Origin of the sequence: Streptomyces sp. NPDC059851, from assembly GCF_042732005.1 — a bacterium.
Taxonomy (GTDB): domain Bacteria; phylum Actinomycetota; class Actinomycetes; order Streptomycetales; family Streptomycetaceae; genus Streptomyces.
On the sequence record NZ_JBHWJJ010000015.1, the window covers coordinates 1 to 23,264 of the forward strand.

Annotated in this window: 18 protein-coding genes and 1 pseudogene; 13 read left to right on the plus strand and 6 right to left on the minus strand. The window is 73.7% G+C overall.

Annotation, left to right across the window (positions count from 1 at the left end):
- Window positions 1-122: 122 nt before the first annotated feature.
- From meaB to ACFV7Q_RS07465, 4 genes are all read right to left on the minus strand, one after another.
- Entirely contained in the window at window positions 123-1,106 is a 984-nt protein-coding gene (gene meaB / locus ACFV7Q_RS07450) for a methylmalonyl Co-A mutase-associated GTPase MeaB (protein WP_385424772.1), read from the minus strand.
- 10 nt (window positions 1,107-1,116) lie between these two features.
- Window positions 1,117-3,333, minus strand: coding sequence for a methylmalonyl-CoA mutase (scpA, locus tag ACFV7Q_RS07455; protein WP_385424980.1), 2,217 nt, complete (start codon window positions 3,331-3,333; stop codon window positions 1,117-1,119).
- Window positions 3,334-3,341: 8 nt separating this feature from the next.
- The gene (gene mutA, locus ACFV7Q_RS07460) at window positions 3,342-5,201 is read right to left on the minus strand and encodes a methylmalonyl-CoA mutase small subunit (protein ID WP_385424775.1); all 1,860 of its coding nucleotides are present in this window, start codon (window positions 5,199-5,201) and stop codon (window positions 3,342-3,344) included.
- Between the two features lie 118 nt (window positions 5,202-5,319).
- Window positions 5,320-5,997: a DUF2470 domain-containing protein gene (locus ACFV7Q_RS07465; RefSeq protein ID WP_385424778.1), complete on the minus strand. Its 678-nt coding sequence runs from the start codon at window positions 5,995-5,997 to the stop codon at window positions 5,320-5,322.
- A 163-nt stretch (window positions 5,998-6,160) separates the two neighbouring features.
- Between ACFV7Q_RS07465 and ACFV7Q_RS07470 the strand changes: the two genes are divergently transcribed.
- From ACFV7Q_RS07470 to ACFV7Q_RS07485, 4 genes are all read left to right on the plus strand, one after another.
- Window positions 6,161-6,556 (plus strand): cell division protein SepF, encoded by a 396-nt coding sequence (locus ACFV7Q_RS07470; protein WP_179176422.1) that lies wholly within the window; start codon window positions 6,161-6,163, stop codon window positions 6,554-6,556.
- 448 nt (window positions 6,557-7,004) lie between these two features.
- Window positions 7,005-8,159: an ATP-binding protein gene (locus ACFV7Q_RS07475; RefSeq protein ID WP_385424983.1), complete on the plus strand. Its 1,155-nt coding sequence runs from the start codon at window positions 7,005-7,007 to the stop codon at window positions 8,157-8,159.
- Window positions 8,156-8,548, plus strand: a complete 393-nt coding sequence (locus ACFV7Q_RS07480; RefSeq protein WP_385424782.1) for a nucleotide pyrophosphohydrolase — start codon at window positions 8,156-8,158, stop codon at window positions 8,546-8,548. The genes ACFV7Q_RS07475 and ACFV7Q_RS07480 overlap by 4 nt, the downstream gene beginning before the upstream one ends.
- Before the next feature lie 123 nt (window positions 8,549-8,671).
- Window positions 8,672-9,157, plus strand: a complete 486-nt coding sequence (locus tag ACFV7Q_RS07485; RefSeq protein WP_385424785.1) for a DUF6099 family protein — start codon at window positions 8,672-8,674, stop codon at window positions 9,155-9,157.
- Window positions 9,158-9,296: 139 nt separating this feature from the next.
- Here ACFV7Q_RS07485 and ACFV7Q_RS07490 read toward each other — a convergent pair whose 3' ends face one another.
- Together ACFV7Q_RS07490 and ACFV7Q_RS07495 are read right to left on the minus strand one after the other, a co-directional pair.
- Window positions 9,297-9,527 (minus strand): hypothetical protein, encoded by a 231-nt coding sequence (locus ACFV7Q_RS07490; protein WP_385424787.1) that lies wholly within the window; start codon window positions 9,525-9,527, stop codon window positions 9,297-9,299.
- Between the two features lie 211 nt (window positions 9,528-9,738).
- A pseudogene (locus tag ACFV7Q_RS07495) lies at window positions 9,739-10,240 on the minus strand (hypothetical protein).
- Window positions 10,241-10,584: 344 nt separating this feature from the next.
- Between ACFV7Q_RS07495 and ACFV7Q_RS07500 the strand changes: the two are divergent.
- From ACFV7Q_RS07500 to ACFV7Q_RS07540, 9 genes are all read left to right on the plus strand, one after another.
- Window positions 10,585-11,508 (plus strand): LLM class F420-dependent oxidoreductase, encoded by a 924-nt coding sequence (locus ACFV7Q_RS07500; RefSeq protein WP_385424790.1) that lies wholly within the window; start codon window positions 10,585-10,587, stop codon window positions 11,506-11,508.
- A 15-nt stretch (window positions 11,509-11,523) separates the two neighbouring features.
- The gene (gene mmuM / locus ACFV7Q_RS07505; protein ID WP_385424791.1) at window positions 11,524-12,441 is read left to right on the plus strand and encodes a homocysteine S-methyltransferase; all 918 of its coding nucleotides are present in this window, start codon (window positions 11,524-11,526) and stop codon (window positions 12,439-12,441) included.
- Between the two features lie 80 nt (window positions 12,442-12,521).
- Window positions 12,522-14,126 carry a 3' terminal RNA ribose 2'-O-methyltransferase Hen1 gene (locus tag ACFV7Q_RS07510; protein WP_385424794.1) on the plus strand — a complete coding sequence of 535 codons (1,605 nt, stop codon included), beginning with the start codon at window positions 12,522-12,524 and terminating at the stop codon, window positions 14,124-14,126.
- Entirely contained in the window at window positions 14,123-16,726 is a 2,604-nt protein-coding gene (locus ACFV7Q_RS07515) for a polynucleotide kinase-phosphatase (protein ID WP_385424796.1), read from the plus strand. The genes ACFV7Q_RS07510 and ACFV7Q_RS07515 overlap by 4 nt, the downstream gene beginning before the upstream one ends.
- 211 nt (window positions 16,727-16,937) lie before the next feature.
- Window positions 16,938-17,438, plus strand: coding sequence for a hypothetical protein (locus tag ACFV7Q_RS07520; protein WP_385424799.1), 501 nt, complete (start codon window positions 16,938-16,940; stop codon window positions 17,436-17,438).
- 81 nt (window positions 17,439-17,519) lie between these two features.
- Window positions 17,520-18,746, plus strand: coding sequence for an arginine deiminase (locus ACFV7Q_RS07525; RefSeq protein ID WP_385424801.1), 1,227 nt, complete (start codon window positions 17,520-17,522; stop codon window positions 18,744-18,746).
- A 139-nt stretch (window positions 18,747-18,885) separates the two neighbouring features.
- Window positions 18,886-19,884, plus strand: a complete 999-nt coding sequence (gene argF / locus ACFV7Q_RS07530; protein WP_385424804.1) for an ornithine carbamoyltransferase — start codon at window positions 18,886-18,888, stop codon at window positions 19,882-19,884.
- A gap of 164 nt (window positions 19,885-20,048) precedes the next feature.
- Entirely contained in the window at window positions 20,049-20,876 is an 828-nt protein-coding gene (locus ACFV7Q_RS07535; protein ID WP_385424807.1) for an enoyl-CoA hydratase family protein, read from the plus strand.
- Window positions 20,877-20,880: 4 nt separating this feature from the next.
- Window positions 20,881-23,151, plus strand: coding sequence for a bifunctional salicylyl-CoA 5-hydroxylase/oxidoreductase (locus tag ACFV7Q_RS07540; protein WP_385424809.1), 2,271 nt, complete (start codon window positions 20,881-20,883; stop codon window positions 23,149-23,151).
- Window positions 23,152-23,264: the final 113 nt, after the last annotated feature.

The following is a 23,264-nucleotide window of genomic DNA, read 5'->3' on the forward strand; positions in this document are numbered from 1 at the left end:
CCGGGGGCCCCCCCGGCGTCTTGGGCCCGGGGGGGGCGGGCCGGGCCAACCCGCGCGGGGGGGGGGGCCCGGGGGGGGGGGCCCCGGCGCAGAGGTAGCGCGGGGCCGCGGCCCGGGTTCTGCTACGGGCGGGTGAAGGCGGCCAGGATGTGGTCCGCGGCCAGGGTCGGGGTCAGGGAGCCCTCCCTGACCCGGGCCTCCAGGGCGGGGGCCAGGTCCCGCACCGCCGGATCGTCCCGCAGCCGCTGCAACAGTTCGTCGCGGACCATGGACCAGGTCCACTCCACCTGCTGGGCGGCCCGCTTCGAGGCCAGCCGGCCTCCGGCGTCCAGCAGCCGGCGGTGCTGTTCGAGGCGGTTCCACACCTCGTCCAGCCCGCTGGACTCCCGGGCGCTGCACGTCAGTACCGGCGGCGTCCACGCCGCGTCGGCGGGGTGCATCAGCCGCAGCGCGCCGGACAGTTCGCGGGCGGCAGCGCGGGCGTCGCGTTCGTGCGGGCCGTCGGCCTTGTTGACCGCCAGGACGTCGGCGAGTTCCAGGACGCCCTTCTTGATGCCCTGGAGCTGGTCCCCGGTACGGGCCAGGGACAGCAGCAGGAAGGAGTCGACCATTCCGGCGACCGTGGTCTCCGACTGTCCGACGCCGACCGTCTCGACCAGGACGACGTCGTAGCCGGCCGCCTCCATCACGATCATCGACTCGCGGGTGGCCTTGGCGACCCCGCCGAGCGTTCCCGCCGACGGGGAAGGGCGGACGAAGGCGGCCGGGTCCACCGACAGGCGTTCCATCCGCGTCTTGTCGCCGAGGATGGAGCCGCCCGTACGGGTCGAGGAGGGGTCCACGGCCAGGACCGCAACCCGGTGGCCCAGCCCGGTCAGCATCGTGCCGAACGCGTCGATGAACGTGGACTTGCCGACGCCCGGCACACCGCTGATCCCGATGCGCCGGGCCCGCCCCGCGTGCGGGAGCAGCTGCGTCAGCAGGGTCTGCGCCAACACGCGGTGCGCGGGGAGGGTGGACTCGACGAGCGTGATCGCACGCGCGATGAACGCGCGCTTCCCGTCGAGCACCCCCTTCGCGTAGGCCTCGATGTCGATCTTCGGCACCGGCCCCCGCCTACAGCTCGTGGCCCAGATCCGCGGCGAGCCGCGTCACCAGGTCGTGGGCCGCGTCCGGGATGACCGTGCCCGGCGGGAACACCGCCGCCGCGCCCATCTCCAGCAGCGTCGGCACGTCGGCCGGTGGGATCACCCCGCCCACCACGATCATGATGTCCTCGCGCCCCTCCTCCGCCAGCTGCTCGCGCAGCGCCGGTACGAGGGTCAGGTGGCCGGCCGCCAGCGACGACACGCCCACGACGTGGACGTCCGCCTCGACGGCCTGGCGGGCCACCTCCGCCGGGGTCTGGAACAGCGGGCCGACGTCGACGTCGAAGCCCAGGTCGGCGAAGGCCGTCGCGATGACCTTCTGGCCGCGGTCGTGGCCGTCCTGGCCCATCTTGGCGACGAGCACGCGCGGACGGCGGCCCTCCGCCTCCTCGAACCGGTCGACGAGCGCACGGGTGCGCTCCACGTTCGGGGACTCGCCTGCTTCGCTGCGGTACACACCCGAGATCGTACGGATCTGGCTGGCGTGCCGTCCGTACACCTTCTCCAGGGCGTCCGAGATCTCGCCTACGGTGGCCTTGGCCCGCGCCGCGTCCACCGCCAGGGAGAGCAGGTTGCCCTCCAGGCCCTGCCCGGCGCCCCGCTCGGCCGCGTTGGTCAGGGCGCGCAGCGCGTCCTGCGTGCGGGCGTCGTCGCGTTCCTCGCGCAGCCGGCGCAGCTTGTCGATCTGCTGCGCGCGCACCGAGGAGTTGTCGACCTTGAGGACCTCGATCTGCTCGTCGTTCTCGACACGGTACTTGTTGACGCCGATCACGGGCTGCCGGCCGGAGTCGATCCGCGCCTGGGTGCGGGCGGCGGCCTCCTCGACGCGCAGCTTCGGGATGCCGGCGTCGATGGCCTGCGCCATGCCGCCGGCCGCCTCGACCTCCTGGATGTGCTGCCAGGCCCGGCGCGCGAGGTCGTACGTCAGCTTCTCGACGTACGCGCTGCCGCCCCACGGGTCGATCGACCGGCAGGTGCCCGACTCCTGCTGGAGCAGCAGCTGGGTGTTGCGGGCGATGCGCGCGGAGAAGTCCGTCGGCAGGGCGAGCGCCTCGTCGAGGGCGTTGGTGTGCAGCGACTGGGTGTGGCCCTGGGTCGCGGCCATCGCCTCGATGCAGGTGCGGGTGACGTTGTTGAAGACGTCCTGCGCGGTCAGCGACCAGCCCGAGGTCTGCGAATGGGTGCGCAGGGAGAGGGACTTGGTGTTCTTCGGCTCGAACTGCTTGACCAGCTTCGCCCACAGCAGGCGGGCGGCGCGCAGCTTGGCGACCTCCATGAAGAAGTTCATGCCGATCGCCCAGAAGAAGGACAGGCGCGGCGCGAACGCGTCCACGTCCAGGCCCGCTTCCCGGCCGGCCCGCAGGTACTCCACACCGTCCGCGAGCGTGTACGCCAGCTCCAGGTCCGCCGTCGCCCCGGCCTCCTGGATGTGGTACCCGGAGATCGAGATCGAGTTGTACCGCGGCATCTTCTGCGAGGTGAACGAGAAGATGTCCGAGATGATCCGCATCGACGGCTTCGGCGGATAGATGTAGGTGTTGCGGACCATGAACTCCTTGAGGATGTCGTTCTGGATGGTCCCGGCGAGCTTGTCGGGGGAGACGCCCTGCTCCTCCGCCGCCACGATGTAGAGGGCGAGGACCGGCAGCACCGCGCCGTTCATCGTCATCGACACCGACATCTTGTCCAGCGGGATGCCGTCGAACAGCTGCCGCATGTCGTAGATGGAGTCGATCGCCACGCCCGCCATGCCGACGTCGCCCGTCACCCGCGGGTGGTCGCTGTCGTAGCCGCGGTGCGTCGGCAGGTCGAAGGCCACCGACAGGCCCTTCTGGCCGGCCGCGAGGTTGCGCCGGTAGAAGGCGTTCGACTCCTCGGCCGTGGAGAAGCCCGCGTACTGGCGGATGGTCCAGGGCTGGTTGACGTACATCGTCGGGTAGGGGCCGCGCAGGTACGGGGCCACGCCCGGGTACGTCGCCAGGAAGTCCAGGCCCTCCAGGTCCCGCCCGGTGTACAGCGGCTGGACGCCGATGCCCTCGGGCGTCTCCCACACCAGGTCGCCCGGGGCGGTGCCGGTGGATTCCTTGACGGCGGCGCGCCACTGGTCCTCGGAGCCGGCGGCGGGGGCGACCGCGCCGCTGCGGAGCGGGAGGTCGGAGAAGTCGGGGATCCCGCTGCCGGTCATGATGCCGCTCACGAGGCCACTCCCATCCGGTCGAGAACGGAGGACAGCACGGCGACCGCGTCGCAGCCGGCGTAGACGTACTCGTCGACGGCGTCGGCCGCCGTGCCGGGCCTGCCCGCGAGGAACACGGTCGTCGCGCCCGCCGAACGCAGGGCCGCGGCGACGGCCTCGGCCTGCTCCTCGTACAGGGCGTCGCTGGAGCACAGCACGGCCATGCCGTCGGCGCCGCTCGCCGCGTACGCCTCGGCGGCCGTCGCCGCGTCCACCGACACCGGGTCGTGGACCGGCTGGATGCCGCCCGCCTGGAACAGGTTCGAGGCGAAGGTGGCGCGGGCGGTGTGCGCCGCCGCCGTGCCGAGTGCCGCGAGGAAGATCCGCGGTCGGGCTCCGGTCGCCGCCAGGTGGGCGTCGCTGCGGGCGCGCAGCGCCTCGTACGCCTCGTCGCGCCGGACCCGGGGCAGCCCGCCGGACGGGGCCTCGGGGGCGCTCTCGCGCTCGGGCAGCTGCTCGGTGAGCAGCGGGAACTCGCTGACGCCGGTGATGGGCTCGCGGCGCTTGGCCAGGCGTGCGGAGCGCTCCGCCCACGTCGCGGCCAGGCGGTCGGCGACCAGGCCCGAGCGCAGGGCGGCGGGCAGTCCGCCCGCCTTCTCGACGGTCTGGAAGAACTCCCAGGCGGCGTCGGCGAGTTCGTCGGTGAGCCGCTCCACGTAGTAGGAGCCGCCGGCCGGGTCGATGACGCGGGCCAGGTGCGACTCCTCCAGCAGGATGGAGGAGGTGTTGCGGGCGATGCGGCGCGCGAACGCGTCCGGCAGGCCGAGTTCGTGGTCGAACGGGAGCACGGTGACCGCGTCGGCGCCGCCCACGCCGGCCGCCATGCAGGCGACGGTGGTGCGCAGCATGTTCACCCACGGGTCGCGACGGGTCATCATCACCGGCGAGGTCACGGCGTGCTGGCGCTGGGCGCCGGCCTGCGCGGCCCCGCACGCCTCGGCGATCCTGGCCCACAGCCGGCGCGCGGCCCGGAGCTTCGCGATGGTCAGGAACTGGTCGGCGGTCGCCGCGTACCGGAATTCCAGCTGGCCGAGGGCGGCCTCGATGCCGAGCCCCGCTCCGTCGAGGGCGCGCAGGTAGGCGACACCGGTGGCCAGCGACAGGCCCAGCTCCTCGGCGGCCGAGCCGCCGGCCTCGTGGTAGGGCAGGGCGTCCACGGACAGGGCGCGCACGCCCGGCCAGTGCGCGGCCGCCTCCTGGGCGAGGGCGACGGCCGGGGTGAGGTCCGCCTCCTCGCCGGTGCGGGCCTCGTGGCCCAGCGGGTCGGCACCCAGGGCGGCACGGGCGGCCTCGGGGGCCACGCCGCGCTCGGCGTACAGGGCGAACAGGGCGCGGGCGGCCGCGGCGAATTCGGCGCCGGCGTCGAGGGACACGGGCGCGAGGTCCAGGTACACCCCGTCCAGGGCGCGGCCCAGCGACTCCACGGGCAGCCCGTCCCGGCCCAGGGTCAGCCAGAGGGAGGTGACGCCGTTCTCCAGGTCGGCGAGGACGGCCTCGTTGACCCGGGCGGGGTCGGCGCCGAGGTGCCGCTGACGCACGTCCCAGCCGGAGGCGGAGCCGCCCGCGGGGCTCCCGCCCCGTACGAAGGGGGCGAACCCGGGGAAACCGGTGTCGTGGGGCGTTTCGGGCGTCGTGTACAGGGGGCGGGTGGTGAGCCCGTCCTCTAGCTTCGTGGACAACGCGTCTTCCGCGGCGTCGCCGGTTGCCTCCTTGCCGGACTTGCGCAGTACGCCTTCTACCAGGCGCTGCCACTGCTCATGCGTCGCGTCAGGGAACTCGGCGGCCAGGGAGAGCCCGTCGTCAGGCAGGACCGTCATGGCCCGAATGCTAGGGGGGTCACCCAGAGGACGACCATAACCACCGGATGTGATCTCCCCCTCTCAGGTGAGGGGGGCGCGGCACGGACGAGCGGCTTGGGGGAGGGCTCCCGGGCCGTCAGGCGGGCAGGGTGTTGCGGTGGGAGCGGCGTCGGGCGGCACTGAACAGGGCCTGGAGCTGTACGCCGGACTGCTCGACGTCGTCCAGCGGGGAGGGGAAGGGGAGGGTGACGTCGCGGTGGCCGCGGGCCTCCTCCAGCCGCAGGGTGATGCCGTAGCGGTCCATGGCGAGCGGCAGCGCGCGCACGAGGGCGGCGGTCGGTGCGGGCCGGACCAGGCGGAGCAGCAGGGTGACGAGTTCGGCGTGGTCGTCGAGGAGGTGGGTGAGCATGCCGGCCTCGTACGGCGCGAGCGGGTCGGGGGAGGCCGCCTCCAGCTCCTGCAGCCCGACGTGCGAGCGGTGGCCGTCGCCGGTCTCCAGGACGGCCCGGTCGAGCTCCATGCAGGTGGAGGCGTCGGGGTCGGCGTCCAGGTACGGGGTGAGGAGGCGGCCGAGGAGCGTGACGCGGGCGCGCACCCGGTCCCGTACGGGGGTGGGGGCGACGTCGGTGAACTCCAGCCGGATCGCGGGCCGGTGCTCGGCGTGGCCGCCGGGTTCCGCGGGGTGCAGGTGAAGCCGGCCGAGGGGGTCGGTGCCGTCGAGGTGGCGGACCTCGGTGGCCAGCCCGTCGACGGTCACGGTCATGGAGTGGGCGGAGGCCAGGATCGACCGGACCCGCTCGGCGTCGGTGGACATGCGTATCCCTCTCCCTCACGGGTTACTTAGGTATGCCTAACCTAACCCATCCTGGAGGTGCGTTGAACCCCGGATCGAGCCACTCCGTGTCGTTGTTGGGCTGAACGGGTGAAGCACGAGAGGATGGGGGGATGCACATGAAGCGCACGGTCGAGGCGGTCCGGTGAGCAGGTACGACGTCACGGACGAACAGTGGGAGGGGCTCGCGCAGGTGGTCCCCCTGCGCAGTCGCAACGAGTGGCCCTCCCGGGTGGACCACCGCACGATCCCCACGACCCCCAAGGCGTCTGCGGCGGAGCAGCGCCGCTTCGTCGTGATCCGGGTCCAGGTCTTCGCCGACGCCCGGGAGGTGGCCGAGTACCTGATCGCGCAGATCCCCGTGCTGCTCGACCTCACCGGCGCGGACACCGAAGTGGCCAAGCGGATCCTGGACTTCAGCAGCGGCGTCGTCTTCGGGCTCGGCAGCGGGATGCACCGGGTCGACCGGAACGTCTTCCTGCTGGCCCCCGTCGGGACCGAGGTCGAGGGGATCGCGGCCGCCGCCGTCCCCCGATCGTAGGAAGGACGCCGTGGCGGAACGGTTCGCCGGACCCGAGGAAGGTCCGGGGGCCCGTACCGTCCCGCGCATGGACGCCACCTCGGACGCGGCGGGTGCCCTGGCCGCCGCCCTCCCGCGGCCCCGGGCCGCCTCGACCGTCCCGCCACGACCCCGGCCCGCGGCGGACGATGCGGACCCCGCGGCCGATGCCGCCGCGCCCGACGCCGCCGCGCCCGACGCCGCCGCGCCCGCCGCCGCCGCGCCCGATGTCCCCGGGTTCGATGCCCTCGCGGCCGATGCCGCCGCGTCCGATGCCCCCGGGTTCGATGCCCTCGCGGCCGATGCCGCCGCGGCCGATGCCGCCGCGTCCGATGCCCCCGCGTCCGATGCCCCCGGGTTCGATGCCCCCGGGTTCGATGCCCTCGCGGCCGATGCCGCCGCGTCCGATGCCCCCGGGCCCGACGCCGCCGTGCCCGACGTCCTCGCGGCCGACGCCGCAGTGCACCACCGGCCGGCCGTCACCGAGTTGCGGCTCTCCGCCTTCGGTGCGCACCGCGCGGCCACCTTCCCCCTCGGCCCCGTCACGCTGTTCGCCGGGCCCAGCGGCAGCGGGAAGACCCAGGCCCTGGCCGCCCTGGAGGCCCTGGCCCGGCTCGGCTCCGGCGCCACCTTGGACCGGGTCTTCCCCGACCCGCGCTCCCGGATCCCCGACCGGGCCCGCGCCGACGGGCAGCAGCGGCGCGGATTCCGGATCGGGTGCACCGTCGACGGACCCCTCGGCCCCGTCCGCCTCGACCTCGCCGTGCAGGTGGAGCCCGAGCTGCGGATCGCCGGCGAGCGCCTGTCCGCGGACGGCCGGATCCTGCTCGCCACCGCACTGCGCGACCCGGGCCGGCGCACCGTCCAGGCCGCCTGGCTCACCGGCGGCAGCACCGGGGTCACCCGGGCCCCGCTCCCCGACGACCGGCTCGGCACCGCACTGCTCCCGCTCCGCGTGGCCGGCGCCACGCCCGGCCAGCGGGAGGTCCTCGCCGCCGCCGAGCAGGTGGTGGTGGCGCTGCGCTCGGTGTTCCCGTGCGATCCCCGGCCCGAGCGGATGCGCGCGCCCGTCCCGCCGGGCGAGGGGCGGCTGCTGGGCGACTGCGCCAACCTGGCAGACGTACTGCGCCGGACCCGCCACGAATGCGGCACCCGCCATGCCCTGCTGACCGGCGCGGCGCGGACGGCGTGCGCGGGCCCGGTGCACGGTCTCGGGGTCCGGACCGACGCCGACGGCCTGGTCACCGCGCTGCTGGAGCGCGGCCCCGGACGGCCCGCCACCGAGCTGGGCCGGCTCGGCTCGGGCGAACTCCGCTTCCTCGCCCTGGCCCTGGTCCTGCTGACCGGGCCCGGGGTGCTCGCCATGGACCCGGCCGCCGAACTCCTCTCCGCCCGGCAGGCACTGACCGTCCTCGCCGACGGATTCGACCGCTGTCTGGACCCGCAGCAGCGCGCCGAGCTGCTGCGCCTGGCCCTGCTGTGCTGCGCGCGCGGCCACGTCCGGATCGTCGGGGCGGTGGGCCCGGAAACCGCGGCGGCCGCCCGCCCGGTACCGGGGGTCGTGGTGGTAGACCTGGGGTCATGAGCGAGACGAACGATCGGCGGCCGGACGACGGCCGACCCGAGGAGCGGCTGCACCAACTCCAGCGGCGGCTGGCCGACTTCGCGGCGGCGCGCGGCTGGGAGCCGTACCACACGCCGAAGAACCTGGCCGTTGCGCTGAGTGTGGAGGCGGCGGAACTGGTCGAAATCTTCCAATGGCTGACACCGGAACAGTCGGCGAAGGTCATGGAGAAGCCCGAATCCGCACACCGTGTGGCCGACGAGGTGGCCGACGTGCTCGCGTATCTGCTGCAATTCTGTGAGGTTCTCGGGGTGGATGTGTTGGATGCGCTCGCCGCGAAGATCGAGAGGAACGAAATCCGCTTCCCGGTGGAGGGAACCTCGACACCAAATCGTCACTCTTCGGAGTGATGGCGTTGTTCACAACCATGTTTGTGTCCATAGATTTCCGAATACCCCTGGCTTTACTGGCTCATTGCCCTCACTCTGGGTAGTGGTGAGAACGGCGGATGTCGTGCGGACGGGGGACGGCACATGGAGGCGGTACGGCTCATTGCGGCCGGCCGGCACGCGCTGGCGCGGAGCGGGGCGGCACTGGACATCGTGGGCGAGGCCTGGCAGGCCCAGGCGTTGGCCCAGGGCATGGGCAACTGGATCGCGGTCAGCGGACCGCGGGAGCTGAGATCGGAGGCGCGGGGACTGGGGGAAGCGGGAGGAAGAGGCTGTGGGGTGTTCGACAGAGCCGCCCTGCGCGGTGAGGGCCGCGGGCCCGACCACCCGCCGAGAGCGGCGCAACTGAGCGGGGTGGCCGATGTCCGACAGGCGCTGCTCGGATTGCAGGAGCTGTTGGGCGAGGTGGGGATCGCCCTGGTCGGCGTGGCCTGCGCGACGGACGACGAGGGCCTGTACTGGCAGTGCATAGAGTCCATCGACGCGGCCGACGAGTCGAGCGACCGGGTCCGGGCGATCCTGCGCCTGCTGATGGTCCGCGAGCGGGGCTCGGCCACGGGCGCGGCCTGACCGACGGAACGTCCGGCCGGGGCCGGGCGGGCCCCAGGGTGGTCCGGCTGGTCCAGCCGGCCCGGCGGCCTGTGCGATACGGCGGCCCGTGCGGTCCGTGCGGGCCGGCTGCCGGGCGGGTGGCCGGAGGGGGCAGCGGTCAGGACGGGCGGGAGGAGGAGCGGTCGTTCTCCGGGGTGCGGGAGGTCGCGGGGGACGTCGTGCCGGGGGCATGGTCCGCGGAGGACTGGAGCTCGGCGTCGAGCTGCGACAGGTCGGCGTTCAGGGCTTCCATCAGCGCCTCCATCTGCTGCAGCAGGCCCTTCGGCGCGCCGTCCGCGGCGGCCCCGCCGGGCTCCTGGCGCGCGTCGTGCGCGGACTCGTCGGACAAGACGGCCTCCTCGGCACTGGCCCTTCCACGGCGGAAAGGGGCGGTGTACGCACCGGCGGGCGCCGCCGACGCGCGGGCCGGGCGGTCCGGCTCCGGAGGGGCCAACGATCTCCGCCCCGGGCCGGTCACTGGCCGGGCGTCCTTCGACTGGCTGACCTGGGTGGACTGGATTGGGTGGCAATAGGCCCGAGCCTGACACCCCGGCGTCCGGTCAGTCCTCGATGTGGAGCTCCGGGCGGGTCCAGAGGGTGAGGTCGCTGCTGGTGGCGACTGCCAAGGTGAGACCGGACGGGGAAGAGCCGGCAGCGCGCAGCTCCGAGTACTCGGAGTGGAAGACGTGCCACCAGGTGCCTCCCGCCGGTCCTTTGTGTGCTCCGCCGTCGGCGGAGAGGATGACGCGGTCGTGGGGCCATTCGGGACTGACGACGTCCAGCGTCCAACCGTCCGGGGTGGTGCGGTGCAGACCGCCGCCGAAGAGGTCGGCGATGCGGACCGGGCTCCCTGCGACTGGACCGAGGCCGGGGCAGGTGAGGTCCGGGATCGGGATCCCGGTCGCGTGCGATCCTCTCGCCGGTGACCGCATCGGAGAGTCCGTGTCCGGCGCTGGCCACCATTACGAGGTCGCGTCCGGTGTTCGGGTGGACTGCGAAGCCGATGCCGAGCAGGCCGCCGATCGCGACCCTGTGGTCCAGGACTGGTTGCCAGGGCGAGATCGCCCGTCACCGGCGCACGGGGCGTCACTGAAATGGGGGACGCCCGCGGCTACCGGATGACGGAAGGCTTCGCTGCTGAGCTGCGTGCCGCCGTGGAGCGCAGGGCGAGCGAAATGCAGTGGTGAGAGGAAGCGGGCCACGTGGCCGACGTCCTGAGCGCGCACCTGGCCTCCGCGTCCGGCTGTCCGGAGTGCCGCTCCCCCTGGCCGTCGCCGAGTAGATCGGTGTGCGGGGGGCGGCGGGGCTGCGGCGCGGGTGAGGTCCATTTCCGCAGTCCCGCCCGTCCCGAATCGGGTGACCCCGGATTTCGTCCGGCAGGGGTGGGAGGCGGGCAGGATGGAGGCATGGATCTGCGTATCTTCACCGAGCCCCAGCAGGGCGCGAGCTATGACACCCTCCTGGCCGTTGCGAAGGCCACCGAGGACCTCGGCTTCGACGCCTTCTTCCGGTCTGACCACTACCTGAAGATGGGATCGGCCGACGGGCTGCCCGGGCCCACCGACGCCTGGATCACCCTCGCCGGCCTGGCCCGGGAGACCCGACGGATCCGGCTGGGCACCCTGATGACGGCCGGCACCTTCCGCCTGCCCGGCGTGCTCGCCATCCAGGTCGCACAGGTCGACCAGATGTCCGGCGGACGCGTCGAACTCGGCCTGGGTGCAGGCTGGTTCGAGGAGGAGCACAAGGCCTACGGGATCCCCTTCCCCGCGGAGCGGATGGCCCGCCTGGAGGAGCAGCTGGCCATCGTGACCGGCCTGTGGGCCACCGAGCCGGGGGACGTGTTCGACTTCGCGGGAACCCACTACCAGGTGGAGGGCTCCCCGGCCCTGCCCAAGCCCGCCCAGGCGAAGGTGCCCGTCCTGATCGGCGGCCACGGCGCCAGGCGCACTCCCCGCCTCGCCGCCCGCTACGCCGACGAGTTCAACATGCCCTTCGCTTCCATCGCGGACAGCGAGCGGCAGTTCGACCGGGTGCGCAGGGCCGCGGAGGAGGCCGGGCGCAAGCCCCACGACCTCGTCTACTCCAACGCCCTGGTGGTCTGCGTGGGCCGGGACGACGCCGAGGTCGCCCGCCGGGCCGCCGCCATCGGCCGGGACGTCGACGAGCTCAAGGCGAACGGCCTGGCCGGCTCGCCCGCCGAGGTCGTCCACAAGATCGGCGCCTACGAGGCCATCGGCTCCTCCCGCGTCTACCTCCAGCTGCTCGACCTCGACGACCTGGACCACCTGGAGCTGATCTCGGCCCAGGTGCTGTCCCAGCTCCGCTGAGGCAGGTGCAGCACGGTGCCCCGCGCGTCCGGCCCGCTCGCCGAAGCCCTGTCCCGCAGGACCGTCGTCCTCGACGGCGGCCTGAGCAACCAGCTCGCCGATCAGGGCTGCGACCTCTCCGGCGGCCTCTGGACGGGCCGGGTGCTCGCCGAGGCGCCCGGGCAGGTCGAGGCCGCCCACACCGCGTACGCGCGGGCCGGAGCCGAGGTGCTGATCACCGCGAGCTACCAGGTGGGGTACGGGGCCTTCGCCGCCCGCGGGCACGGCCGTGCCGAGACCACCGCCCTGCTGCACCGCAGCGTCGCCCTGGCGGCCCGGGCCGCGGAGGCCGCCGACCACGAGGTGTGGGTCGCCGCATCCGTCGGCCCGTACGGGGCGGTCCTCGCGGACGGCTCCGAGTACCGCGGCCGGTACGGACTGACCGTGCGCGAGCTCGCCGCCTTCCACCGGCCGCGCATCGAGGCCCTGCTGGCGGCCGGCCCCGACCTGCTGGCGGTGGAGACGGTTCCCGATGCGGCCGAGGCCGAGGCCCTGGTCACCGTCCTCGCCGAGACGGGCGCCCCCGCCTGGATCGCCTACACCGTCGCCGCCGGGCGCACCCGCGCCGGGGACCCCCTGGCCGGGGCCTTCGCCCTCGCCGCGGCCTCCCCGCAAGTCATCGCGACCGGCGTCAACTGCTGCGACCCGCAGGACGTCCTGCCCTCCCTGGAGGCCGCCGCCTCCGTCACGGACCTGCCGCTCCTGGCCTACCCCAACGACGGCTCCGTCTGGGACGCGGCCACCGGCACCTGGGACCGCCCGGCCGACCCCGCGCCCTGGCCCACGGCCGCCTGGCAGCGCGCCGGCGCCCGTCTCCTCGGCGGCTGCTGCCGCATCGGCCCCGCCCGTATCACCGGACTGGCCGCCGAGGTCGGGTCGGCGGAACCGGAGTGACCGGCGAGGGCGCCGGGAACGACGGGGACGGCGCGAAAACGGGAGGCGGCGGGAGCCGGTGAGGGGCAAGAATCGGTCATGTGTTCCTGACGATCTCCACCACCGGTACCCCTGAACGACCCGCCACCGACCTGGGCTTCCTGCTGCACAAGCATCCCGGCAAGGCGCAGGCGTTCCCCACCTCCCACGGCACGGCCCACGTCTTCTACCCCGAGGCCGCGCCCGAGCGCTGCACGGCGGCCCTGCTGCTGGAAGTGGACCCCGTCGCGCTGGTGCGCCGCGGGCAGGGCAAGGGTCGGGGCGGGGCTCCCGACGCGGCGCTGGCGCAGTACGTCAACGACCGCCCGTACGCGGCCTCCTCGCTGCTCTCCGTCGCCCTGCGCGCGGTGTTCGGCAGCGCGCTGAACGGCCGGTGCGCCGCCCGTCCGGAGCTCGTCGAGCAGGTCCGCCCGCTGCGGATCGAGATCCCGGCGCTGCCCGCGCGCGGCGGTGCGGAGCTGGTGCACCGGCTGTTCGACCCGCTCGGCTGGGAGCTCGTACGTCCCGAGCCGCTGCCGCTCGACGAGCAGTTCCCCGAGTGGGGGGACTCCCGGTACGTACGGCTCGTCCTGGAGGGCGAGCTGCGGCTCACCGACGCGCTGCGCCAGCTGTACGTGCTGCTGCCCGTGCTGGACGACGCCAAGCACTACTGGGTCGCGCCCGACGAGGTGGACAAGCTGCTGCGGGCCGGCGACGGCTGGCTCGCCGGGCACCCCGAGAACGGCCTGATCACCTCCCGCTACCTGGCCCGGCAGGCACGGCTGACCCGGGACGCCTTGGAGCGCCTGGAGCTGGCCCGCCTCGCCGAGGCCGACGGCAGCGAGGCCGAGGACCTGGACAACGCCGTCGACGAGGACACCGACACCGTCGAGCGGCCCGTGCCGCTGGCCGTGCGGCGGCGCGAGGCGATCGTCGCCGCGTTGCGCGCCGCGGGCGCGGCCCGGGTGCTCGACCTGGGCTGCGGCCAGGGCCAGCTGGTGCAGGAGCTGCTGCGGGACGTGTCGTTCACCGAGATCACCGGTGTCGACGTGTCCGTGCGGGCCCTGGGTACCGCGGCCCGGCGACTGCGGCTGGAGCGGATGGGGGAGAAGCAGAGCGGGCGCGTGACGCTGCTGCAGGGCTCGCTGGCGTACACCGACGACCGGCTGGCCGGCTACGACGCGGCCGTGCTCAGCGAGGTCGTCGAGCACCTGGACCCGCCGAGGCTGCCCGCCCTGGAGTACGCCGTGTTCGGCGCGGCGCGGCCCCGGACGGTCCTCGTCACCACCCCGAACGCGGAGTACAACGTCCGCTGGGAGACCCTGCCCGCCGGACGGTTCCGGCACGCCGACCACCGCTTCGAGTGGACCCGCGCCGAGTTCCGGGACTGGGCCGGGGCGGTCGCCGGCCGGTACGGGTACGTCGTGGAGTTCACGCCCGTCGGCGAGGACGACCCCGAGGTCGGCCCGCCCACCCAGATGGCCGCCTTCACCCGGACCGACGACCCCCGCGACCCCCGCGGCACAACCGGCGCCCGCGACACCCGCGGCGCCCACGACAACACCGGCGCCCGCGACACCACCGACACCCGCGGCACGACCGACACCACCAACACCCCGCAGACCGTCCGCACCACCGACACCCCGAAGGAGGGAGAGGCGGCATGACCACCGACACCGGGTCCACCGGTTCGCCCACCGCCGGCACCGACCGCCGTGTGCTCCCCGTCACCGACCTGTCCCTCGTCGTCCTGATCGGAGCCACCGGATCGGGCAAGTCGACCTTCGCCCGCCGGCACTTCAAGCCCACGGAGGTCATCTCCTCCGACCACTGCCGCGGGCTCGTCAGCGACGACGAGAACGACCAGAGCGCCAGCAAGGACGCCTTCGACGTCCTGCACTACATCGCCGGCAAGCGCCTGGCCGCCGGCCGCCTCACCGTGGTGGACGCCACCAGCGTCCAGCAGGAGGCCCGCCGGCAGCTGGTGCGGCTCGCCCGCGAGCACGACGTGCTGCCCGTCGCCATCGTGCTCGACCTGCCCGAGCAGGTCTGCGCCGAGCGCAACGCCGCCCGCCCCGACCGGGCCGGGCTGCCCCGCCACGTCATCCAGCGGCACCGCCGCGAGCTGCGCCGCTCGCTGCGCGGCCTGGAACGCGAGGGCTTCCGCAAGGTGCACGTGCTGCGCTCCGTCGAGGAGGTGGAGGCCGCCGAGATCGTCCGCGAGAAGCGCTTCAACGACCTCACCCACCTCACCGGCCCCTTCGACATCATCGGCGACGTCCACGGTTGCTCCTCCGAGCTGGAGGCCCTGCTCGCCAAGCTCGGCTACGAGGACGGGGTCCACCGCGAGGGCCGCACCGCCGTGTTCGTCGGCGACCTCGTCGACCGCGGCCCGGACAGCCCCGGCGTCCTGCGCCGCGTGATGGGCATGGTCCGCTCCGGCAACGCCCTGTGCGTGCCCGGCAACCACGAGAACAAACTCGGCCGCTACCTCAAGGGCTCCAAGGTCCAGCTGACCCACGGCCTGGCCGAGACGGTCGAGCAGCTCGGCCGCGAGCCGGAGGAGTTCGTGCGGGAGGTCCGCGCGTTCATCGCCGGCCTGGTCAGCCACTACCTCCTCGACGGGGGCCGGCTGGTGGTGTGCCACGCCGGCCTGCCCGAGAAGTACCACGGCCGGACCTCCGGCCGGGTCCGCTCGCACGCCCTGTACGGGGAGACCACCGGCGAGACCGACGAGTTCGGGCTGCCGGTGCGCTACCCGTGGGCCGAGGAGTACCGGGGCAAGGCGGCCGTGGTCTACGGCCACACCCCGGTCCCGGACACCTCCTGGATCAACAACACCATCTGCCTCGACACGGGTGCGGTCTTCGGCGGCAGGATGACCGCCCTGCGCTGGCCGGAGCGGGAACTGGTCGACGTACCGGCCGAGAAGGTCTGGTACGAGCCGGTCAAGCCGCTCGTGGCCGAGGCCCCCGGCGGACGCGAGGGCCGCCCGCTCGACCTGGCCGACGTGCACGGCCGGCGGACCGTGGAGACCCGCCACCTGGGCAACGTCGCCGTGCGCGAGGAGAACGCGGCCGCCGCCCTGGAGGTCATGAGCCGCTTCGCGGTGGACCCCCGACTGGTGCCGTACCTGCCGCCGACGATGGCGCCGGTGGCGACCTCGAAGGACGAGCCCCGCGGCGGAGCCGCTGAGCACTACCTGGAGCACCCGGCGGAAGCCTTCGCCCAGTACCGGGCCGACGGCATCGCCCAGGTCGTCTGCGAGGAGAAGCACATGGGCTCCCGCGCCACCGTCCTGGTGTGCCGGGACGCCGAGGCCGCCCGGGAGCGCTTCGGCACCGACGGCACCGCCACCGGCTCGGTCTACACCCGTACCGGCCGGCCCTTCTTCCCGGACCCGGAAACCACCGAACAGGTCCTGGCCCGGATCGGGTCGGCCGTCACCGACGCGGGCCTGTGGGAGGAGCTGGACACGGACTGGCTGCTGCTCGACGGCGAGCTGCTGCCGTGGTCGCTGAAGTCCGCCGGGCTGCTGCGCAGCCAGTACGCCGCCGTCGGCGCGGCCTCCCGCGCCGTCTTCCCCGACGCGATCGCCGCCTTGGCCGCGGCCGCCGGGCGGGGTGTGGACACCGGCGTCCTGTTGGAGCGCCAGCGGGAGCGGGCCGAGGACGCCGCCCGGTTCACCGACGCCTACCGCCGCTACTGCTGGACCACCGACGGGCTGGACGGCGTACGGTTCGCGCCGTTCCAGCTGCTGGCCGCGGCCGGGCGGTCGCTGGCCGCCGTGCCCCACGACGAGCAGCTGTTCTGGCTGGACCGGCTCGTCGCCGCCGACGAGGCGGCCGGCACGGGGCTGCTGCGCCGCACCGACCGGATCCTGGTCGACACCGCCGACCCGGACTCCGTACGGGCGGGCACCGACTGGTGGCTGGAGCTCACGGCCGCCGGCGGCGAGGGCATGGTCGTCAAGCCGCTCCAGGCGTACGCCCGGGACGGCAAGGGTCGCCTGGTCCAGCCGGGCATCAAGGTGCGGGGCCGGGAGTACCTGCGGATCATCTACGGTCCGGAGTACACGCGGCCGGAGCAGCTGGAGCGGCTGCGGGCGCGGTTCCTGGGGCACAAGCGGTCCCTGGCGCTGCGCGAGTACGCGCTCGGGCTGGAGGCCCTGGACCGGCTGGCGGCCGGCGAGCCGCTGTGGCGGGTCCACGAGGCGGTCTTCGCGGTGCTCGCCCTGGAGTCGGAGCCGGTCGACCCGCGGCTGTGACGGACGGCCGGGCCGGCCCGGCCAGCCCCGGCCGGTCCGTCACGGCGCGGGCCGGCCCGGGCCTTCCCCGGCGCGTAAAGCCCGCGCCCGCGGACGGCCCCGAATTAGGTCGTACGGGGGAACTTGCCGGGGAACGCCGGGGAAACCGCGGGCGGGATCGTTCATCCAGGGCAGCGGATCGTCCGCGACCCAGGAAGGACGGAACATCCCTATGAAGATGACCGCGCGCGGAAGCATTGCGGCGCTCATGACCTGTATCGCCGCCGCCGGTGCGGCAGGCCCGGCGGCGGCCGACGCGGTGCCGGTCGACGTCCCGCTGGACGCCGTGAAGACCACGCTCGGCGTGGACACCCCGCGCGTGGGCACCGGAGTGCCGCTACCCGTCGTCGGCGCCCCGGAGATCCGCCACCACAAGGGTGACCTGCTGCCGACGCCGGTCCTGCCGGCCCTGCCCGTCGGCGCCGAGCTCGGTCGCACCCTGGTCAGCACCCCCGTGCCGAACCTGCTGGGCGACCCGAAGACCGACGGTGAGGGAGCCGTGGAGGCGCCGGCCACCGACCTGGTCGCCCGGACCCCCGGTGTGGTCCTCGGCGCACCGCTGACCATGCCCGACGGCAGCAACCACGGCATCCCGAACGCGACCCTGCCCAAGCTGGGTCTGACCGGCCCCGAACTGGTCGGCGCGCCCAGCGCGCTGCTCGGTCTGCACTGAGCCCGCGCGACCCGTGGTCCGCCGGGGTCTCCTGAGCCAACGCCACGTCAAAAAGCCGTCCGGTCTGCGAACGTGGACGCCATGGGATTCCATGTCGACTCCGAGGCCGGACGGCTTCGCCGCGTCATCCTCCACCGGCCCGACCTGGAGCTGAAGCGGCTCACACCGAGCAACAAGGACGCACTGCTCTTCGACGACGTGCTGTGGGTGCGCCGGGCCCGCCAGGAGCACGACGGGTTCGCCGACGTACTGCGGGACCGGGGCGTGGAGGTGCACCTCTTCGGTGACCTGCTGCGCGAGGGCTTGGACATCCCCGAGGCCAGGCACCTCGTCCTCGACCGGGTGTTCGACGAGAAGGAGTACGGGCCGCTCGCCACCGACCACCTCCGCGCGGTGTTCGACGGGCTGTCCTCGGCCGAGCTCGCCGAGGCGCTGGTCGGCGGCATGACCAAGCGCGAGTACTTGGAACGGCACGCGGAGCCGGTCTCGGTCCGTTTCCACGCCATGGAGCTCGACGACTTCCTGCTGGAGCCGCTGCCCAACCACCTGTTCACCAGGGACACTTCGGCCTGGATCTACGACGGGGTGTCGATCAACGCGATGCGCTGGCCGGCCCGGCAGCGCGAGACCGTGCACTTCGAAGCGATCTACCGCTACCACCCGTTGTTCACCGCCTCGGGCGCCTTCCACTTCTGGTCGCAGGGGCAGGCCGACTACCCCTCGACGATCGAGGGCGGGGACGTGCTCGTCATCGGCAACGGCGCGGTCCTGATCGGGATGAGCGAGCGGACCACCCCGCAGGCGGTGGAGATGCTCGCCCGCGGCCTGTTCGCCGCCGGGTCGGCGACGAGCATCGTCGCCCTCGACATGCCCAAGCGGCGGGCGCTGATGCACCTGGACACCGTGATGACCATGGTCGACGGAGATACGTTCACCCAGTACGCGGGGCTGGGCCCGCTGCGCTCGTACACCATCGAGCCGGGCGTCGGGGCGGACGACCTGAAGGTGAGCGACCACCCGCCGGAGCACATGCACCGGGCCATCGCCGCGGCGCTCGGACTGGACGCGATCCGGGTGCTGACCGCCCGGCAGGACGTCCACTCGGCGGAGCGGGAGCAGTGGGACGACGGCTGCAACGTGCTGGCGGTGGAGCCGGGCGTGGTCGTGGCGTACGAGCGGAACGTGACGACCAACACGCACCTGCGCAAGGAGGGCATCGAGGTCATCGAGATCCCGGGCAGCGAACTGGGGCGGGGTCGGGGCGGTCCGCGGTGCATGAGCTGTCCGGTGGAACGGGATCCCGTATGAGCCGTTCGGCCCCCGGCGGTGCGCGAGGAGGCGTTTGACGAGGGAGGATGTGCAGGGCGGGGAAAACAGGGGCTGTATATCAATACGAAGGATCGTATAGACTTCCAGTGTTCCCGTCACGCGACCCTGGAGTGCCGCCATGGCCACCGACCTCGTCGGCCGCAGTTTCCTCAAGGAGCTCGACTTCACCGCCGCCGAGTTCCGCGGCCTGGTCGAGCTGGCCGCCGAGCTGAAGGCGGCCAAGAAGGCGGGGGCCGAGCAGCGGCACCTCGTGGGCCGGAACATCGCACTGGTCTTCGAGAAGACCTCGACGCGCACCCGCTGCGCGTTCGAGGTCGCCGCCGCTGACCAGGGCGCCCGCACCACCTACCTGGACCCCGCGGGGTCCCAGATCGGCCACAAGGAGTCGGTCAAGGACACCGCCCGCGTGCTCGGCCGGATGTTCGACGCGATCCAGTACCGCGGCGACAGCCAGGAGGCCGTCGAAGCGCTCGCCGAGCACTCCGGCGTGCCCGTCTACAACGGTCTCACCGACGACTGGCACCCCACGCAGATGCTGGCCGACGTCCTGACCATGACCGAGCACTGCGCCGAGCCGCTGGACCGCATCGCCTTCGCCTACCTCGGCGACGCCCGTTTCAACATGGGCAACTCCTACCTGGTCACCGGCGCCCTGCTGGGCATGGACGTGCGCATCGTCGCGCCGAAGGCCTACTGGCCGGCCGAGCACGTGATCGCCCGCGCCCACGAGCTCGCCGCCGGCAGCGGGGCCCGGATCACGCTGACCGAGGAGGTGGCCGAGGGTGTCGACCAGGCCGACTTCATCGCCACCGACGTGTGGGTCTCGATGGGCGAGCCCAAGGAGGTCTGGGACGAGCGCATCGCCGCCCTGGCCCCGTACGCCGTCACGATGGACGTGCTGCGCGCCACCGGGAACCCGGACGCGAAGTTCCTGCACTGCCTGCCGGCCTTCCACGACCTGGGCACCGCGGTCGCCCGCGAGATCCACGCGCGGCACGGGCTGGACTCGCTGGAGGTCACGGACGAGGTGTTCGAGTCCGCGCACTCCGTCGTGTTCGACGAGGCCGAGAACCGGCTCCACACCATCAAGGCGATCCTCGTCGCGACCCTCGCCTGACCGGGCCCCGTCCGTCCGGGCCCTGTCCGTCCGGGCCCTGTCCGTCCGGGCCCCGTCCGTCCGGGCCCCGTCCGTCCGGGCCCCGTCCGTCCGGGCCCTGCGTGCCTCACCCGTATATCGCGCTTCTGTGACGGAAGTCAGGATGCGGTGATACCGTCGTTGCCGTGAGCCCCTTCATCGGTTCCACCCCGGCAACGCAGCGGTGGCGCCACCTGCGGGTGACCCGGCAGGACGGCGTGGCCACCGTCACCCTCGACCGCCCCGAGAAGCTCAACGCCCTCACCTTCGGCTCCTACGCCGACCTGCGCGACCTCCTCGCCGAACTCTCCCGGGAGCGTTCCGTGCGCGCCCTCGTGCTCGGCGGCGAGGGGCGAGGCTTCTGCTCCGGCGGGGACGTCGACGAGATCATCGGCGCCACCCTCGCCATGGACACCGCGCAGCTCCTCGACTTCAACCGGATGACCGGCCAGGTCGTGCGCGCCGTCCGGGAATGCCCCTTCCCGGTGATCGCCGCCGTGCACGGGGTCGCCGCCGGCGCCGGCGCGGTCCTCGCCCTCGCCGCCGACTTCCGCATCGCCGACCCCACCGCCCGCTTCGCCTTCCTCTTCACCCGCGTCGGCCTCTCCGGCGGCGACATGGGCGCCGCCTACCTGCTGCCCCGCGTCGTCGGCCTCGGCCACGCCACCCGGTTGCTCATGCTCGGGGAGCCCGTCCACGCCGCCGAGGCGGAACGCATCGGCCTGCTCAGCGAGCTCACCGAAGAGGGCGGGGCCGACGCACGTGCCGCCGAGCTCGCCGCCCGCCTCGCGGCCGGCCCGGCCCTCGCCCATGCCCAGACCAAGGCGCTGCTCACCGCCGAGCTCGACATGCCGCTGGCCGCCGCGGTGGAGCTCGACGCGAACACCCAGGCCCTGCTGATGAACGGGCAGGACTACGCCGAGTTCCACGCCGCCTTCACTCAGAAGCGGCCCCCGGAGTGGAAGGGCAGGTAGCGCCGTGCCCCTCGCGCAGCGCAGGACGGGCCCACTGCGGGTCGCGGTGATCGGCGGGGGACCGGGCGGGCTGTACGCCGCCGCGCTGCTGGCCCGGCAGGGCCACGGGGTGGAGGTGTGGGAGCGCAGCGCCCCCGACGAAACCTTCGGCTTCGGCGTCGTCCTGTCCGACGAGACCCTCGGCGGCATCGAACGTGCCGACGCCGTCGTCCACACCGCCCTGAGCGACGAGTTCGTCCGCTGGGACGACATCGACATCGTCCACCGCGGCCGGATGCTCACCTCCGGCGGCCACGGCTTCGCCGCCCTCGGCCGGCGCCGGCTGCTGCAGATCCTGCACGAGCGCTGCACCGACCTCGGCGTCCGCCTCCGCTTCCGCACCCCGGCGCCGCCCGCCGAAGCGCTGGCGACCTCGTACGACCTGGTCGTCGCCGCCGACGGGGTGCACAGCCCGACCCGGCAGAGCGGGGCCGAACACTTCCGGCCGACCGTGACGAGCGGGCGCTGCCGGTACATCTGGCTGGCCGCCGACTTCGCCTTCGACGCGTTCCGCTTCGAGATCGCCCAGACCGAACACGGCGTCGTGCAGCTGCACGCCTACCCGTTCTCCGCGGACGCCTCCACGGTGATCGTCGAAATGCGGGAGGAGGTCTGGCGGGCCGCCGGCTTCGACCTGTGCGACGAGGCCGAATCCGCGTCCCGCTGCGCCAAGCTCTTCGGCGAGGCCCTGCGCGGCCGCCCGCTCCACGGCAACCGCTCCGCCTGGACCGCCTTCCGCACGGTCGTCAACGAGCACTGGTCCCACGGCAACGTCGTGCTGCTCGGCGACGCCGCGCACACCGCGCACTTCTCCATCGGCTCGGGCACCAAACTGGCCGTCGAGGACGCCCTCGCCCTCGCCGAGGCCGTGGCCGCGCAGGACGACGTCCCCGCGGCCCTCGCCGCGTACGAGACCGCCCGGCGGCCCGCGGTGGCCTCCACCCAGCGGGCCGCCGCCGCCAGCATGCGGTGGTTCGAGGAGCTCGCCGGCTACGTCGGTCAGTCCGACCGGCAGTTCGCCTTCAACCTGCTCACCCGCAGCCGCCGGGTGACCCACGGCAACCTGCGGCTGCGCGACGAACGGTTCACCCGCGCCGTCGAACGCGACTTCGGCTGCCCCGACGGGGCGACCCCGCCCATGTTCACCCCGCTGCGGCTGCGCGGGCTGACCCTCCGCAACCGGGTCGTGGTCTCCCCGATGGACATGTACTCGGCGGCGGACGGGGACGGCACCCCGGGGGACTTCCACCTCGTCCACCTGGGCGCCCGGGCCCTCGGCGGGGCGGGCCTGGTGATGACCGAGATGGTCTGCGTGTCCCCCGAGGGCCGGATCACCCCCGGCTGCACCGGCCTGTACACCGCCGCACAGGCCGCCGCCTGGAAGCGGATCGTCGACTTCGTGCACGGATCGGCGCCCGGCACGGCCCTCGGTGTCCAACTCGGCCACTCGGGCCGCAAGGGCTCCACCCGTCTCATGTGGGAGGGGATGGACGCCCCCCTCCCCGAGGGCAACTGGCCGGTGACGGCCGCCTCCCCGCTGCCGTACCGGCCCGGCGTCTCGCCCGTGCCGCGCGCACTGACCCGCCGCGACCTCACCGCCGTCCGCGGCGAGTTCGCCGCGGCCGCCGCCCGGGCCGCCGACTGCGGCTTCGACCTGCTCGAACTGCACTGCGCCCACGGCTACCTGCTGTCCGGGTTCCTGTCCCCGCTGACCAACCACCGCGACGACGCCTACGGCGGCCCGCTGGAGAACCGGCTGCGGTTCCCGCTGGAGGTCTTCGACGCCGTCCGCGAGGTCTGGCCCGAGGACCGGCCCATGACGGTCCGCTTCTCCGCCGCCGACTGGGCGCCGGGAGGCACCACGCCCGAGGAGTCCGTCGAGATCGCGGCCGCCTTCGCCGCCCACGGCGCCGACGCCATCGACGTGTCCACCGGCCAGGTCGTCGCCGACGAGGCCCCCGAGTTCGGGCGCTCGTACCAGACCCCGTACGCCGACCGCATCCGCAACGCGCTCGGCGTCCCCGTGATCGCCGTCGGCGCCATCTCCTCCTGGGACGACGTCAACTCCCTGCTGCTGGCGGGCCGTGCCGACCTGTGTGCGATCGGCCGCCCCCACCTGTACGACCCGCACTGGACCCTGCACGCCGCCGCCGACCAGGAGTACCAGGGCCCGGCCGCCCCCTGGCCCGCTCCCTACCGGGCGGGCAGCCGCAAACCGCCGACCGGCAAGGGCTGAGCGGCAGCCGCCCCGCCCACCAGCCGCCGACCTTCCAGCCAGCCAGCCGACCTGCCGGCTGCCGCCGCTCGTCCGCCGCAGCGCCGCCCGTCCGCCGCCGCGCCGCCCGTCCG